General features: G+C 59.1%; 16 protein-coding genes. 8 read left to right on the top strand and 8 right to left on the bottom strand.

The features are described from left to right. Positions 1 to 3: 3 nt before the first annotated feature. Together rpmA and rplU are read right to left on the bottom strand one after the other, a co-directional pair. Positions 4 to 261 carry a 50S ribosomal protein L27 gene (gene rpmA, locus AC3WJW_RS17260; protein ID WP_003281574.1) on the bottom strand — a complete coding sequence of 86 codons (258 nt, stop codon included), beginning with the start codon at positions 259 to 261 and terminating at the stop codon, positions 4 to 6. Positions 262 to 296: 35 nt separating this feature from the next. After that, positions 297 to 611 carry a 50S ribosomal protein L21 gene (gene rplU, locus AC3WJW_RS17255; protein ID WP_003176051.1) on the bottom strand — a complete coding sequence of 105 codons (315 nt, stop codon included), beginning with the start codon at positions 609 to 611 and terminating at the stop codon, positions 297 to 299. 240 nt (positions 612 to 851) lie between these two features. On the opposite strand from rplU, the gene AC3WJW_RS17250 reads away from it, so the two are divergent. The 3 genes from AC3WJW_RS17250 (at position 852) to AC3WJW_RS17240 (ending at position 2,764) form a co-directional block, all read left to right on the top strand. Continuing rightward, complete coding sequence (locus AC3WJW_RS17250) at positions 852 to 1,820, top strand: polyprenyl synthetase family protein (protein ID WP_007970914.1); 969 nt, start codon at positions 852 to 854, stop codon at positions 1,818 to 1,820. Positions 1,821 to 1,964: 144 nt separating this feature from the next. Beyond that, a complete protein-coding gene (locus AC3WJW_RS17245) occupies positions 1,965 to 2,306 on the top strand; it encodes a zinc ribbon domain-containing protein YjdM (RefSeq protein WP_104451398.1) in 342 nt (113 codons plus the stop codon). A gap of 200 nt (positions 2,307 to 2,506) precedes the next feature. Next, complete coding sequence (locus tag AC3WJW_RS17240; RefSeq protein WP_493726777.1) at positions 2,507 to 2,764, top strand: PA4570 family protein; 258 nt, start codon at positions 2,507 to 2,509, stop codon at positions 2,762 to 2,764. A gap of 132 nt (positions 2,765 to 2,896) precedes the next feature. Here AC3WJW_RS17240 and bamJ read toward each other — a convergent pair whose 3' ends face one another. The 3 genes from bamJ to AC3WJW_RS17225 form a co-directional block, all read right to left on the bottom strand. After that, the gene (gene bamJ, locus AC3WJW_RS17235; RefSeq protein WP_007970907.1) at positions 2,897 to 3,514 is read right to left on the bottom strand and encodes a BamJ family beta-barrel-assembly machinery protein; all 618 of its coding nucleotides are present in this window, start codon (positions 3,512 to 3,514) and stop codon (positions 2,897 to 2,899) included. 120 nt (positions 3,515 to 3,634) lie between these two features. Beyond that, positions 3,635 to 3,925, bottom strand: coding sequence for a DUF6482 family protein (locus AC3WJW_RS17230; RefSeq protein WP_493726776.1), 291 nt, complete (start codon positions 3,923 to 3,925; stop codon positions 3,635 to 3,637). 203 nt (positions 3,926 to 4,128) lie between these two features. Next, positions 4,129 to 4,617, bottom strand: coding sequence for a TIGR00645 family protein (locus AC3WJW_RS17225; RefSeq protein ID WP_007970904.1), 489 nt, complete (start codon positions 4,615 to 4,617; stop codon positions 4,129 to 4,131). Between the two features lie 170 nt (positions 4,618 to 4,787). Here AC3WJW_RS17225 and AC3WJW_RS17220 point away from each other — a divergent pair, with 170 nt between their 5' ends. Then, positions 4,788 to 6,617: a hypothetical protein gene (locus AC3WJW_RS17220; protein WP_493726775.1), complete on the top strand. Its 1,830-nt coding sequence runs from the start codon at positions 4,788 to 4,790 to the stop codon at positions 6,615 to 6,617. 6 nt (positions 6,618 to 6,623) lie between these two features. Here AC3WJW_RS17220 and AC3WJW_RS17215 read toward each other — a convergent pair whose 3' ends face one another. Both AC3WJW_RS17215 and AC3WJW_RS17210 read right to left on the bottom strand, forming a co-directional pair. Next, entirely contained in the window at positions 6,624 to 6,965 is a 342-nt protein-coding gene (locus AC3WJW_RS17215) for a PA4575 family protein (protein WP_007970902.1), read from the bottom strand. 324 nt (positions 6,966 to 7,289) lie between these two features. Beyond that, a complete protein-coding gene (locus tag AC3WJW_RS17210) occupies positions 7,290 to 9,728 on the bottom strand; it encodes a Lon protease family protein (protein ID WP_493726774.1) in 2,439 nt (812 codons plus the stop codon). A 279-nt stretch (positions 9,729 to 10,007) separates the two neighbouring features. Between AC3WJW_RS17210 and AC3WJW_RS17205 the strand changes: the two genes are divergently transcribed. The 4 genes from AC3WJW_RS17205 (at position 10,008) to AC3WJW_RS17190 (ending at position 13,677) form a co-directional block, all read left to right on the top strand. Next, the gene (locus tag AC3WJW_RS17205) at positions 10,008 to 10,496 is read left to right on the top strand and encodes a DUF3015 domain-containing protein (RefSeq protein ID WP_007970900.1); all 489 of its coding nucleotides are present in this window, start codon (positions 10,008 to 10,010) and stop codon (positions 10,494 to 10,496) included. Positions 10,497 to 10,718: 222 nt separating this feature from the next. Continuing rightward, a complete protein-coding gene (locus AC3WJW_RS17200; RefSeq protein WP_493726773.1) occupies positions 10,719 to 12,572 on the top strand; it encodes an Lnb N-terminal periplasmic domain-containing protein in 1,854 nt (617 codons plus the stop codon). A gap of 183 nt (positions 12,573 to 12,755) precedes the next feature. Next, positions 12,756 to 13,112 carry a hypothetical protein gene (locus AC3WJW_RS17195; protein WP_493726772.1) on the top strand — a complete coding sequence of 119 codons (357 nt, stop codon included), beginning with the start codon at positions 12,756 to 12,758 and terminating at the stop codon, positions 13,110 to 13,112. A gap of 70 nt (positions 13,113 to 13,182) precedes the next feature. Further along, on the top strand, positions 13,183 to 13,677 hold the full coding sequence (locus AC3WJW_RS17190; RefSeq protein ID WP_493726771.1) for a GreA/GreB family elongation factor: 495 nt from the start codon (positions 13,183 to 13,185) through the stop codon (positions 13,675 to 13,677). On the opposite strand, the gene gdhA is transcribed toward AC3WJW_RS17190, so the two are convergent. After that, a complete protein-coding gene (gene gdhA, locus AC3WJW_RS17185) occupies positions 13,674 to 15,011 on the bottom strand; it encodes an NADP-specific glutamate dehydrogenase (RefSeq protein WP_102701736.1) in 1,338 nt (445 codons plus the stop codon). The genes AC3WJW_RS17190 and gdhA overlap by 4 nt on opposite strands. Positions 15,012 to 15,267: the final 256 nt, after the last annotated feature.

Below are 15,267 nucleotides of genomic sequence, written 5' to 3'. Positions count from 1 at the left end.
CAATTAAGCTGCGACTACGCTCACGTAACGACGACCGAAGGCGCCTTTTACTTCGAACTTGATCACGCCTTCGACTTTAGCGAAGAGGGTGTGATCTTTACCCATGCCAACGCCGTAGCCAGCGTGGAATTGGGTACCGCGCTGACGCACGATGATGTTGCCTGCTTTGATAGCCTGGCCGCCATACATCTTCACGCCAAGGCGTTTGGCTTCTGAGTCGCGACCGTTACGGGTACTACCACCAGCTTTTTTGTGTGCCATGAGTTCAATTCTCCTAGTGAGGAATTAGGCTGAAATTAAGCCTGAATACCGGTGATTTTGATCTCGGTGTACCACTGGCGGTGGCCCATACGCTTCATGTGGTGCTTACGGCGACGGAACTTGATGATGCGGACTTTATCGTGACGACCTTGGGAGATCACTTCAGCCACAACGGTAGCACCAGCAACAACTGGAGCGCCGATATTCACGTCGTCACCGTTGGCAACCAACAGAACGCGATCAAAGGTAACGGATTCGCCGGTAGCGATTTCCAGTTTTTCGATCTTCAGGTATTCACCTGGGGCGACTTTGTACTGCTTGCCGCCAGTAACGATTACTGCATAAGACATGGTATTTCTCCGATAATCCTGCTCACCCAGCTCTTTATAAGAAGAGGTATTGGCTGGCATGGCTGCATGGGGCTGGAAGGCCCGCTTGCAATTGCGTAAGGCAGGTGCTGCCCAGGAAGTTCAGGGTGCGCGATTGTACGCAAGCCACGCCAGCCTTGCAAGGGGCCGTCCATCGCGCCTTGACACCTGCTGGCGTGGGTCCTAGCATGCCGCGCAACCCTTCTGGAGCGACTGTCGCTGATGCAACCCCAAGCTTTCTACCGCGCGGTGGCGGACGATTTTAGCGCCGTCGACGGCATCATCAAGAAGCAGCTGACTTCGCGGGTGCCGCTTGTATCGAAAATCGGCGATTACATCACCTCGGCCGGCGGTAAACGCCTGCGTCCCTTATTAGTGCTGTTGTGTGGCAAGGCCCTGGGCCGTGAAGGCGACGAACTGCGCCTGTTGGCCGCCACCATCGAGTTCCTGCACACCGCCACCCTGCTGCATGACGACGTGGTCGACATGTCCGGCATGCGCCGTGGCCGCTCGACCGCCAACGCCATGTGGGGCAATGCGCCAAGCGTGCTGGTCGGTGACTTCCTGTATTCGCGCTCCTTCGAAATGATGGTTGAGCTGGGTTCCATGCCAGTGATGAAGATCCTTTCGCAAGCCACGCGCATCATCGCCGAAGGCGAAGTGTTGCAGCTGTCGAAAGTGCGTGACGCCAGCACCACCGAAGAAACCTACATGGAAGTCATCCGCGGCAAGACCGCGATGCTCTTCGAAGCCTCGACCCACAGTGCCGCCGCCCTGTGCGAAGCCACGCCGGAACAGGCCGAAGCCCTGCGTACATTCGGTGATCACCTGGGTGTGGCCTTCCAGCTGGTCGACGACCTCCTTGACTACAAAGGCGACGCCGAGACCCTGGGCAAGAACGTCGGTGACGATCTGGCCGAAGGCAAGCCGACCCTGCCGTTGATCTACACCATGCGCGAAGGTACGCCGGAACAGGCCGCCCTGGTGCGCAAGGCGATCCAGAAAGGCGGAATCGAAGACCTGGAAAGCATCCGCGAAGCCGTGGAAGCCTCGGGTTCGCTGGAGTACACCGCGCAACTGGCCCGCGATTATGTGGCCCGCGCGATCAAGTGCCTCGAAGCGCTGCCCGCCAGCGAATACCGCGATGCGCTGGTTGAACTGAGTGAGTTCGCGGTAGCCCGCACGCATTAAGATCAAAAGATCGCAGACTTCGGCAGCTCCTACGCCAACCCTGTAGGAGCTGCCGAAGGCTGCGATCTTTTGCTGTCCGCCCTCTTCCGGCAAAAACCCTATACAATGTGCGCTTTTTAGCGATCCTGAATCCAAGGAGCCTTAGTGAGCACGCTGCCACCCTGCCCAAAATGCAATTCCGAATACACCTACGAAGACGGCACCCAGCTGATCTGCCCCGAGTGCGCCCACGAATGGTCCGCCAGCGGTGAAGCCGAAGCGGCGTCCGATGACTCAGTGAAAAAGGATTCGGTCGGCAATGTCCTGCAGGACGGCGATACCATCACCGTGATCAAGGACCTCAAGGTCAAGGGTACCTCCCTGGTGGTCAAGGTCGGCACCAAGGTCAAGAACATCCGCCTGTGCGATGGCGATCACGACATCGATTGCAAGATCGACGGCATCGGCCCGATGAAACTCAAGTCCGAGTTCGTCAGAAAAGTCTGATCCTGCTTTTATCCATCCCGCGCCCCGCACGGGATGGAGCCTCCCCCCCGCTTCCCCCGGTCAATCCAGGTAATAGCCAGACGCCAGTCCTTTTGACCTGACGCAATCTTTACCCGGAAAAAAGCGCAAACCGCCAATAGGCCCTTGCTATTTGATGAATAAGAATTATTCTCATCAAACCTTAAGTGGAGATGAGAACCATGACTTATTTGATCGATGCTTGGCTGGACCGCCCACACCCTTACCTCAGGATCCTGCATCGGGAAACCGGGGAAGTCTGTGCCGTGCTGGAAGAAGAAGCCTTGAGCGAGCTGCAGGACCAGGGTGACCTGGACGTCAGCGGCCTGAGTTCAAGCGAGCCGGTGGTGCTCAAGGAACTGGTGCGCAACCTGTTTCTGTTCTGCTATGCCCGGGCGTTGCGTCCGCACAGTGAACTGCACCACAAGATCGAAGTATGAAACACCGTAAAAACTGTGGGAGCGGGCTTGCTCGCGAAAGCGGTGTGTCAGGCAACCTGTTTGTCGACTGAATAAACGCCTTCGCGAGCAAGCCCGCTCCCACATTAGCCCGACGCAATATCGGGCCAGGTATTACAGAACGTCAAGCAGCTCGACGTCGAACACCAGTACGCTGTGCGGCGGGATGCCGCCAACGCCTTGAGCGCCGTAAGCCAGTTCGCTCGGCACGTACAGGCGCCATTTGCTGCCGGCATTCATCAGTTGCAGGGCTTCGGTCCAGCCGGCGATCACGCCGCCAACCGGGAATTCTGCAGGCTGGCCGCGCTCGTAGGAGCTGTCGAACACAGTGCCGTCGATCAGGGTGCCGTGGTAGTGAGTACGCACGGTGTCTTCACGGGATGGCTTGGCGCCTTCGCCAGCAGTCAGAACTTCAAACTGCAGGCCGGAAGCCAGGGTGGTGATGCCTTCACGCTTGGCGTTTTCAGCCAGGAAAGCCAGGCCTTCGCCAGCGGCCGCTTCAGCCTTGGCTGCAGCTTCGGCCTGCATGATTTCACGGATGACCTTGAAGCTGGCGGACATTTCTTCCTGACCCACACGGCTTGGCTTACCGGCGAATGCGTCGGTCAGACCCGCCAGGATCGCGTCCAGGCTGACACCCGGTGGCGGGTTGTCACGCAGTTGGTCGCCCAGCTGACGGCCAATACCGTAGCTGACGCGGGTTTCGTCGGTGGACAGATTTACTTCGGACATGACACTGCTCCGCTGTGCGGGCGGCCTGGAACTTGCCGTGCGTGCACAGCGCGTCCCGGAGCGCCCGGAACCAAAAGGGCCAGCAGACTAGCACAGATGTCATGCCATTGATGAGGGACGTCAGGCGATCGGCACCTTCAGGTTTTCCTCCATATCGGCAACCAGCCCGCACATCTCGTCATGTACGACGGTGTGCACAAGGTTGAAGTGCAGCTTCGGAAAGGAGCGCAGCACATCACGGGCATGCTCCACCGAACGCAGGCTCATCATGTGCCCGTGCGTATCGCTCAAGGGATACGCCGCGCCATGCATCCGCGCCTCAAGCAGGTAGATGCCGCCCTCCATGGAGATCAGGTTCAGCTCATCGACCTTCCCGGCGACGGCATAGGCATTCAACTCTTGCAGGTTCATGAACGCACCTCACGCAATGGCGAGCCAACATACTTACAGGGATAGGCTCCGGTGCATCAAAGCACAAGCCACAGACGTCGCCGCCCGTCTGTTTTGCAACCCTGTGGGAGCGTGGCTTGCCCGCGATGGCATCACTGCGGTTCATCGTTAGACCGAGGTGATGCCATCGCGGGCAAGCCACGCTCCCACAATGGAAGTTGAAATCAGTGCTTGGTGACTTTATCCAGGTAACCCATGGCGAATGCCGAGACCACGAAGGTCATGTGGATGATCACGTACCACTGCAGATGTTCGGGGTCGACGTTCTTGGCGTCCATGAAGATGCGCAGCAGGTGAATGGACGAGATCGCCACGATCGACGCGGCCACCTTCATCTTCAGCGACGAAGAGTCCATGGTGCCGAGCCAGTTGAGCTTTTCCTTGCTGTCGTCGATGTCCAGTTGCGAGACGAAGTTCTCGTAGCCGGAAATCATCACCATCACCAGCAAACCGCCCACCAGCGCCATGTCGATCAACGACAGCAGCACCAGGATCAAGTCCGATTCGGCCATCGAGAACACGTTCGGGATGACGTGGAAGACTTCCTGGAAGAATTTCAGTGCCAGCGCCAACAGCCCGAGGGACAGACCGAAATAGATCGGCGCCAGCAGCCAGCGCGAGGCGTACATTGCATTTTCGATAAAGCGTTCCATTGAATCTCACATGTGGACTGTAAATGGCGGCGAGTATATCAGTCGCCCGCCCCTATCCAGAAGCTGCCAGAAAACGTCGAAAAATCCGCCACCTGCGCCTGTGTATCAAGGTTTTTCTGCTAGTGTCCAAATCATTGAACGCTCAGTGATATTGGACAGGAAGACTGGAAATGGATGTGCGATTGCCTATGACGAGTGCCGGAGTTTGCCTGGCACTGCTGCTAAGTGGCTGCTCACCCAGCGATGAAAAACGCCAGGTCAGCCTCGAAGAAAAAACCGCGCAGTTCGAAAAGTCGCTGGACGCCATCCAGGATCCGAAGCTCAAGGATGCCGTGTCGGAGCTGGGCGGCTCACTGCTGCTGCTCGAGCGCGCGCAACTCAAGCTCGACAGCAAACCGGTGGAAACCGAATACGGCGAAGACGCCCTTGCCATGCTCAAGCACTACCCGACCCCGCAGGCCCTGGTCGACACCTACATCAACGGGTTGTTCGTGCTGCAAAAGGATTCCAGTTCCGACTACCTGACCGATCTGCAACCGGTGTTTCCCTTCACGTTCAGCGTTCCTGCCGCGTTTTTGTTTCCCCACGGCCTGGAATGGCAGTCCGTCACCCTGAGCAATAAACGGGTCATTGCCTTCCAGCCGGAATGGTCGGAAACCGACCCCGGCATTCAACTCAGCCCATCGAGTTCCAACCTGACCAACCCCGACGACCTGACAGTCGCCTACCCCTTCATCGAAGGCCTCGACATCGACAAAAAAAAGCAGCCGCAGCCGGTGAGCCTGCAGGGTAAGGTCGAAGTCATCGCGCCCCGCCGGCTCTACAGTTTCGACCTGACGAAAAAGGACATCGGCCAGACCCGCACCAATGACAACCTGAGCGTCACCTTGCTCTCACTGACGAACAACTACGCGGAAATCGAATACAACAACAGTGCGCCGCTGGCGCCTGAAGTCAGTGAAACACCACTGAGCCCGTTGATCGTCCAGGCCAGGGACAGCACCGGGCAATACATCACGCGCGCAGGCTCGATCAACGAAACCGCGGCACAAATTGCCTTCTATCGGCAGCAACTGGCCAAGATGCAGCAACAAAAGAGCTGGAGCGAGGCACTGGAAAAGCAACTCGACGAAGAACAACGCGCCTTTGAGAAACGGCAGGCCCGACGCTATTCGAAGGTGTATTTCAACGGGACGATCGAGACCCTCGAAGTCAACATGCTGGATTTTTCCGCCGCCACGGTCACCCGCAAGGACCTCGACCTGCCGGTCCGGCGCTTCGATGCCGAGACCTCGGACAAGGCCATTCAGCCCTTGAACCTGCCCGTGGTGGTCTATGACGACCAGGCGGCAACCTGGCTAAAAGGGGCAACGCTGAGCGAGGATCAACTGAAAAAAAACGTCAGCATCAGTCAGTCGGTCGACGACCCCAGCGCTGCTCGAATCGAATTCACCCATTTACGCAGCTTCAACGATGAGCTGCTGGGCACATCGCTCAACCCCGGTGAAAGCCCGGTGAGTTTCTTTACCGAAGACGCGCGTGGCAAACGCGACGAGCCGATCGAGCTGCCACCCGAGGCCTACCAGATCGACCCGTTGCGCGGCACCATCACCTACGATCTGAATCTGTTTCCGGAAACGCCGGCCTACGCCGTGGGCTCGATGCCACTGTTCCTGGCCACAATCGAGCAAAAAACCGTCGATACCCGTCAACTGCCCAAAGGCCTCGAGCTCAAGGACAATGCCCTGGTGGTGAATCTGAAAGCATTTCCCGCCCAGGACTGGCGCTTTTTCGCCAAGGACGACAGCGGCAATTACTTGAAGGAAATTCTATCGGTCAGCCATGGCGCGAACGCACAGGGCCGGGCGCAATTTGCCGTGCATTACTTCTACGGGCAGCCTACGCGCCTGGAAACCTATCAGCGCACTGACCTCGCCACCGTGCAGTATGGTTTCGAGGTCAAGCTCGACAAGGCCGACATGACACGCCTTGATCAATAGTGCGACTCAATGCTCGGGGTGAAACTCGAAGCCGCCCAGGTTGCGGCAGCGACCACCGTTGATTTCCCGCAATTGGGCTTGCAGGTGCAGGCACCAGATTTGCGGATCGTCGGCCAACTCGTAGCCGTGCAAGGTCAGGCTTTCAACGATGGTGTCGAGGATTGATTCAGCGGCGATTGGACCATGAAACGGACCTTGGGCCTTGATGGCCGAAGGTTGTTCACCGGCCATTCCGGCGGCGAACAGCAGAGTCCACATGCCTGTGTCTCCTGCCAACGGACGGATGGCACACTCGATACGGGTCACAAGACCCAGGCATTGACGGGTGAGGCAGAGGTTGCGCGACATGGCGGCGACCCTCGGTAGATCCGGTATTCAGCCCCCATGTGAAGGCTGTTTCGATCCTGTGATTACTGTCGATATCCCTGAGCAGAGAATAGAAGAAAAGTCCGGCTTGCAGGCCGAGGCAAGACCGAAAGGCGCCGAATGGTCATAGTGTGAATATTGACGTCATTTCGACGACGCTTTTCGATGCCCACCACAAAAAAACTTGTGGGAGCGAGCTTGCTCGCGATGGCGGTCGAACATTCAACATATTGGTCGAATGAAATTCCGCTATCGCGAGCAAGCTCGCTCCCACAAGGGATTGCACAGTTTCAGATCAACGATGCATCACGCCGGCTTGGTTTCCGCCAATGCCTCTTGCGCCAACTCCTTCTCGGCTTCCTTCAGATCATCCTCGCTGATCATTTCCGCGATAACCCGCAAGCGCTCCACGACCCGCGCGTTCACACTGCCTTCAGGGAACTCGCCATTTTCGTCCGGTTCGCCGGCCGGCTCGCCGACCAGCAAACTCAAGGCTTCGTCAGCCTGACGGACCGCGTAGACATGGAACTGCCCCGCACGCACCGCCGCCAGCACCTTCTCGTCGAGCATCAGCGTGGCGACGTTGGCGTGAGGAATGATTGCCCCCTGCTCGCCAGTCAACCCGCGGGCTTCGCACAGGCGGAAGAAGCCCTCGATCTTCTCGTTGACCCCACCGACCGCCTGCACTTCGCCGAACTGGTTGATCGAACCGGTGATGGCAAAGCACTGTTTGAGCGGGGTTTTCGACAAGGCCGAGATCAAGGTGCAAGCCTCGCCCAGGGACGCACTGTCGCCATCGACATAACCATAGGATTGCTCCAGGGCGATGCTCGCGGAAATCGCCAGCGGGAATTCCTGGGCGTAGCGGCTGCCCAGATAACCCGTGAGGATCATCACGCCCTTGGAGTGGATCGGCTGGCCGAGGTTGACCTCGCGCTCGATGTCGACAATACCGCTGCCACCCGGGTACACCGTGGCGGAAATCCGCGCCGGCACACCGAAAGCCGAGTCGCCGACCTCCAGCACGGTCAAGCCGTTGCACTTGCCGACCGCTGCGCCATCGGTGTCGATCAGGATGATCCCGGCCAGCATGTCGTCGAGAATCCGCGCCGAAACCCGCCCGGTTCGCGTGGCCTTGGCCTTGAGCGCCCGTTCGATGTGCCCGGCGTCGGTCATTCCATCACCGGCCAGGTGGCGGATGAAATCGGCCTCGCTGACCAGCTGGAACAAGTCACCGATACGCGCCGACAAGCGCCCCTGGTGCTCGGCCAGGCGGGCGCTGTAAGTCGCCAGACGCGCCACCGCATCAGCGGTCAGCGGTGCCATACCTTCTTCGGAAGTACGGGTTTTGAGCAACTGGGCGAACTGCTCCAGGCTCTCGTCGACCATCGGGATGTCCTCGTCGAAATCCACCAGGACGCGGAACATTTCCTGGAAGTCCGGATCGAGGTCTTGCAGCGTGTAATACAGCTGACGAGCACCGATGATGACGACTTTGACCTGCAGCGGAATGTGTTGCGGTGTCAGGGTCACAGTGGCCAGACGGCCCAGTTCGCCCAGCGGTGATTCCATTTTCAGCTTGCGCGATTGCAGGGCGCGTTTCAGCGCGTCCCACACGAATGGCTCGCTGAGCATCTTGTCCGCTTCAAGGATCAGGAAACCACCGTTGGCCCGATGCAAGGCCCCCGGCCGCAGTTGGCGGTAGGTGGTGTACAGCGCGCCCTGGTCGGTGCTGTACTCGATACGACCGAAGAGGTTTTCGTAGGTCGGGTGCGGCTCGAACACCACCGGCGCACCGCCGCTGGCCGAGTGACCGACCACCAGGCTCGGCGCGTATTGCTCTTCCAGCAACTTGCGGGCGACAGCGTCGGTCTTGCTGTCGTCCACCAGTTGCTCGACCACGGTCTTGAGCAAATACACCTGCATGGCTTGCAGATAACCGCAAACCGCCGCGTTCTCGGCGTACTTCTCCGACAATGGCGACAACAAGGGCTGCAAGGCCAGAGTGATGGTTTCTTCGTTCAGGTGACGCAACTGGTTGCTCGACTCACGCTTCCATTGCGGCAGGCTGGCGAGCTCTTCGTTCAGACGCTCTTCCAGTGCCGAAATATCCTCGTGAAAGCGCTCGCGTTCGGCTTCCGGCAACTGGGCGAATTCAGCTTCGTCCAACGCCTTGCCGTCGCCCATCGGGGTGAAGGCGATATTGCTGGCGTCGCGGTAGAGCGCGACGTCCTTTTCCAGCGCCAGACGCTCGATGACGTCCAGGGCCTTGTCGTAGCGCTGATTGAAGGCGCGGTCGATGCCACTTTTCTTCTGCTGGTAGGACGGATGCTCGAAGACAGCCGGAAACGTCGCCAGCAGGTTGTCGATCAAGCCGTTGATGTCACCGATGAAGGCACCGGCGGTACCCGACGGCAGTTCCAGTGCGCGCGGCTCGCGCGGCTCATCGAAGTTGTTGACGTAGACCCAGTCCGCCGGAGTCTGCAGGCGCTTGCCTTCGGCCTTGAGGTAGCGTTTGACGAACGAGAACCGGCCAGTGCCGTGCTCGCCCATGACGAATACGTTGTAACCGGGGCGTGGCATGGCCACACCGAACTGCAAGGCTTCGACCGCACGTTCCTGGCCAAGCACACCGCGAAAGGGCTCCAGATCATTGGTGGTAGAGAAGCTGAACTGTTCAGCGGAAAACGGACGGGTCAGCGCTTCGGGCGCTAGACGCAAGCTGGCAGCAACAGGATCAGGCATCGGGCTTCCTTAACAATCAGGCGGGGCAGATGGCAGCATTCTGGCGCTGCCCATGCCCGACTGGCAAGGAGCGCCGCAGGCCTGAGCATCGTCAATCGGCCAACCCCAGGCGGGCCGGGCTTGCGCCGACGTTTCCCATGAATGTTTTGCAAAAAATCACGGAACCCCGCGATCGTGCCTAAACTCCAAACTGCGCGGCTGGACTAATGACCGGCCCACTGGCACCAGACGGGCCAGAACCCCTTGTCAAATTGGTATGCACATAAAGAGAACAAAGCTATGAAACGGATTCTTCTTGGTACTCTCTTCACCGCTGTATCCATCAACGCCATGGCTCAGGCGCCAGGCGGCCCGGATTGCGGTTGGGGCAACATGCTGTTCGAAGGCCAGCGTGGTACTCCGGCTCACTTCCTGGCATCCACCACCAACGGCACTTCCGGCAACGCAACCTTCGGCATGACATCCGGCACCAACGGTTGCGCAACCAATGCGTCGCTGACCTACGGCGGCAAATCCTGGTTTGCCATGAACGGCATGATGAACGAGCTGTCCGAAGACATGGCCAAGGGTCAGGGCGAAGCGCTGACCACCTATGCCGTGGTACTGGGCGTAGCGCCGGAAGACCGTGCGCACTTCGCCGCTGTCACTCACGAGCACTTCCAGCAGATCTTCAGCAAGGCTGACGTGACTGCCGAAGATGTGCATACCAACACCCTGGCCGTGCTCAAAGCCGACCCTCGTCTGGCCAAGTACGCCACTCAAGCTTAAGCTCGACCCGCCCCGCTTCTTTCGGGAAGCGGGTTTTGTTTTTTGGACCTGCCCCCTTTTCGGGTAATGCCAACCATCTGTAGGAGCTGTCGAGTGAAACGAGGCTGCGATCTTTGTTTTTAAAAGATCAAAAGATCGCAGCCTCGTTTCACTCGACAGCTCCTACAGGTGAAGGACAACAATTGCGCTGGTCCTGTTTTTTTCCTGTTTAAGTTGCCGACTATGTTCAAACGCCTTGCCTGGCTGGCGCTGTGTGTCTGCGCCCCGCTGTCCGCCGCGCCTCACATCGATCCACAACGTTTGCAGCAACTGGCCAACGACCCTTTCTGGATATCCCTGGGCCATTACGAAACCGCCAAGCTCGGCGGCTGGCGCAGCTATGTCAGCGACCGGAAATTCTTCCTCGCCGCCGATGGCAATGAACATCCGGACCATGAACTGGCGGCGACTGTACAAGCCTTGTACGCTCCGGCCAGTGCCGGTGAACAACACGCGCAGTGCGTCTACCCGGCCCGTACCCGCTGGCTCAAGGAACAACTCGACCTGACCGGTCTGCCAACGCCGGACTGCGCAGCGTTCAAACAATGGTTCAAGGACGTCTCGCCCGACAGCGCGGTGATGATATTCCCGGCGGCCTACCTGAACAGCCCTTCCTCGATGTTCGGCCATACCCTGCTGCGCATCGACCAGGCCGAAGTGAAGAGCGACAAGACTTCGCTGCTCAGTTACGCGATCAACTTCGGCGCCTACATCGAGGGCTCGGACAACAGCATCATTTATGCCTGGAAAGGCCTGATGGGCGGTTATCCCGGCCTGTTCGCAATGGTGCCCTATCAGGAGAAGCTCTCGGAATACCGCAGCCTGGAAAACCGCGACCTGTGGGAGTACCGCCTTAACCTGACCCCACAGGAAACCGCGCGCATGGTCGAGCATGTCTGGGAGCTGAAGCAGATCAAATTCGACTATTTCTTCTTCGATGAAAACTGCTCGTACCGCTTGCTGGAACTGCTGCAAGTGGCTCGCCCGGGCCTGCGCCTGACCGAGCAATTCCCTCTCACGGCCATCCCCACCGACACCGTCAAGGCCGTGAAAGCGGCCGGACTGGTGGAATCGATCCAGTATCGCCCGTCCCGGGAGCGCGAGTTGCTCAGTCGCGCCGAGCCGTTGAACCCTGAAGAGCAGCAATGGGTGCTGAAAGTCAGCGCCGACCAGAATCGATTGCAGGATCCGACATTCAAGGCTCAGCCCCGCGACCGCCAGGCGCTGATCATCGATGCCGCCTATCGCCTGGAGCGCTATCGCGCCAACGGCCAGGAACGCGATCCGGCGCGCGCCCAGCGCAGCTTCGAACTGCTGCGGGCGATCAACCAGAACCCGGCGCCGGAGCTGAATATCCCGCAACCCGGCCTGCCCGAAGACGGTCACGAGTCGCGCACCTGGCAGCTCGGTCTCGGCACCCTTGGAGACAAGGCCTTTGGCGAGTACGGCTTGCGCATGGCCTATCACGACCTCAATGACAACAGCGAAAGCTTTCCCCTTGGCGCGCAGATCGAAATCCTGCAATTGAAACTGCGCCAGTACGAAGGCAACGACTGGCAGGTGCAGCAACTGGACCTGGCAACCATTCGCTCCCTGACCCCGCGTAACGAATTGCTGCAACCGCTGTCATGGCAAGTCACGGGTGGCCTGGAACGGGTGCCGGGCAAGCACGATGACCAAACCCTGGTCAGCCATGTCAACGGCGGTGGTGGTGGAACCTGGCAACTGAGCGAGGACATGCTCGGATTTGTCCTGGGCACTGTGCGCATCGAGCACAACAACGACTTCGCCGAATTCATCGCGCCGGCCGCCGGTTTCAACAGTGGGGTGCTGTGGAAAAACCCGCTGGGCAATCTGAGCCTCGAAGCCAAGGGCGATTACTTCACCAATGGTGAAGTGCGCCGCAGCTTGAGCCTGAATCAGCAGTGGGAAATCTCCCGCAATCTCGGGCTGCGCTTGAGCGCCCAGCGCGAGTTCAGCCATTTGGCGACGGCCGAGAACGAAGTGATGCTTGAGCTGAAGTGGTATCACTACTGACCCAAACGCACCGCAAATCCCTGTGGGAGCGAGCCTGCTCGCGAAGGCGTAGTGTCAGCCAACATCTATTGGACTGACTCACCGCCTTCGCGAGCAGGCTCGCTCCCACACAGGTTATGTGACGCCCGACGAATCCACTTCTAGACTTTCCCTATCAGCCGCTTATCGGCCTCGGAGAGTGAAATGTGGCGGCCTGCAGGATGGTTGGCTGTGTTGTTGCTGATCGCAGGTTGCCAGTCAACCCACGATGACCTGCTCGCCAAAGGTTACCCGCCCGCCTTCGCCGATGGCTTCGATGACGGTTGCAGCAGTGGCCGGCAGGCCGCCGGGGCGATCACTGGCGAGTTCCGCAAGAATGTCCCGCGCTACCTCAAGGATCCGTTGTACGCCGAAGGCTGGGGCGATGGCTTTCGCCAGTGCCAGGCCATGCGGGATAACCAGGACAGCGGGGATGGGCGCAACAGTCATCTGCAAGAACGGGACAAAGCCTGGCAGCAGCAGAAAGACCAGGACGCTGCCCGGGCCTATCGCTCGCCGTAAGTCGCTTTCAGACATCCAGTGAAACCAAATGCCTGCGACCATGGCCCAAATCCTATATCGGGAGAATTTCATGAGCCGAGCCTTCGTCAATGAAGATAACGCTGCCGCGCAGGCCGATCAGCCTGTCGAACGACAGGTCAGCGCGCAGCCCAATTACGTGACGCCGCAAGGCCTGAGCCTGTTGCAGGGCAAAGTCGCCGAACTGCAAGCCCTGCACGCCGAACAATCGGCAAAAGGCGAGCAGGCCGACAAGCAGCGCCTGGCCGATCTCGAGCGTGATTTACGCTACTTCAAGCAGCGTTTGGGAAGTGCTCAGGTGGTGCCCGCCGCGACCTCGACCGAAAAAGTGCAGATCGGCAGTTGGGTGACCTACGCCGATGAACACGCCACCGAACGCCGGGTACAACTGGTGGGCGAAGATCAGGCCGATGCCGCCCACGGCCTGATCAATTGGGGTTCACCGCTGGGCCGGGCACTGCTCGGTGCACGACTCAACGATGAAGTGCTGTGGCAGCGCCCTGCCGGGGATCAACTGATTGAAGTGATCCGTATCGAACCGGCTTAGACCACGCCCTGGGCCAGCATGGCATCGGCAACTTTGACGAAGCCGGCGATGTTCGCGCCCTTGACGTAGTTGACCCGGCCATTCTCTTCGCCGTAATGCACGCAGGCGTGGTGGATCGACTGCATGATCGCGTGCAGTTTGCTGTCCACTTCACCACCGGTCCACGCCAGGCGCATGGCGTTCTGCGACATCTCCAGCCCGCTCACCGCCACGCCACCGGCATTGGACGCCTTGCCCGGCGCGAACAGAATATCGGCCTCGATGAACAGGTCCACCGCCTCCAGGGTGGTCGGCATGTTCGCACCCTCGGCCACACAAATGCAGCCGTTGCGCAGCAAGGTGCGAGCGGCTTCGGCATCCAGTTCGTTTTGCGTCGCGCACGGCAGCGCGATATCGCAGCTCAGGCTCCACGGAAGCTCACCTGCGCGGAACTCCAGGCCAAAACGGCCGGCCAGTTCACGGATGCGTCCGCGCTGTACGTTTTTCAGTTCCAGCACCGCCAGCCATTGCTCCTCGGTCAAACCGCTTTCGCAATACAACGTGCCTTCGGAGTCGGACAGCGAAATCACTTTGCCGCCCAGGTCCATGACCTTGCGCGCCGCGTATTGCGCGACGTTGCCAGAGCCGGAGATCGCTACGCGCTTACCTTCCACGGCCAGACCGCGGCGCTTGAGCATTTCCTCGGCGAAGTACACGCAACCGAAACCGGTGGCTTCCGGGCGAATCAGGCTGCCGCCGTAGCTTGGGCCTTTGCCGGTCAGCACGCTGGTGAACTGGTTGCTCAGGCGCTTGTACTGACCGAACAGGAAGCCGATTTCCCGCGCGCCGACACCGATATCCCCGGCCGGCACGTCAACGTCCGCGCCAATGTGGCGGTACAGCTCGCTCATGAAGGCCTGGCAGAAGCGCATGACTTCCGCGTCGCTTTTGCCTTTGGGGTCGAAGTCCGAACCACCCTTGCCGCCGCCCATGGGCAGTGAAGTCAGGGAGTTTTTGAAGGTCTGTTCGAAGGCGAGGAATTTCAGGACGCCCATGTTCACCGACGGGTGAAAACGCAGGCCACCCTTGTACGGACCGATCGCGCTGTTCATCTGGATGCGGAAACCACGATTGACCTGGACCTTGCCCTGATCGTCGACCCACGACACGCGAAACACCACCGCCCGCTCCGGCTCGCAGATGCGCTCCAGGATGCCGGAGGTCAGGTAATGCGGATTGACTTCAAGAAAGGGCCACAGGGTACGCAGGACTTCTTCGACAGCCTGGTGAAATTCGGGTTGATCCGGGTCGCGTTTTTTCAGGCGCGCAAGGAAGGATTCGACGGATTCGATCATGGAAAAGTCTCGGCAAATTTATTGTCGTTGGAGGAGATTGAGCCGGACTGTAACAAACGATTCGCGCACAAGAACAGAGCAAAATGTCGCATTCATGAAATTAAATGGTGCACAGGATATAAAACAGACTGCTTTTTAGCCTGATATTGCACCTGAATGGGGATTCACCATTCAATTCCTGCACCATCAGGAATACCGCCTTCGCGAGCAGGCTCGCTCCCACAGGGAAACGCATTCAAATGTGGGAGCGAGCCTG

Source organism: Pseudomonas sp. GW821-FHT07G06 (assembly GCF_058986625.1).
This window is presented reverse-complemented; position numbering and strand designations above follow the sequence as displayed.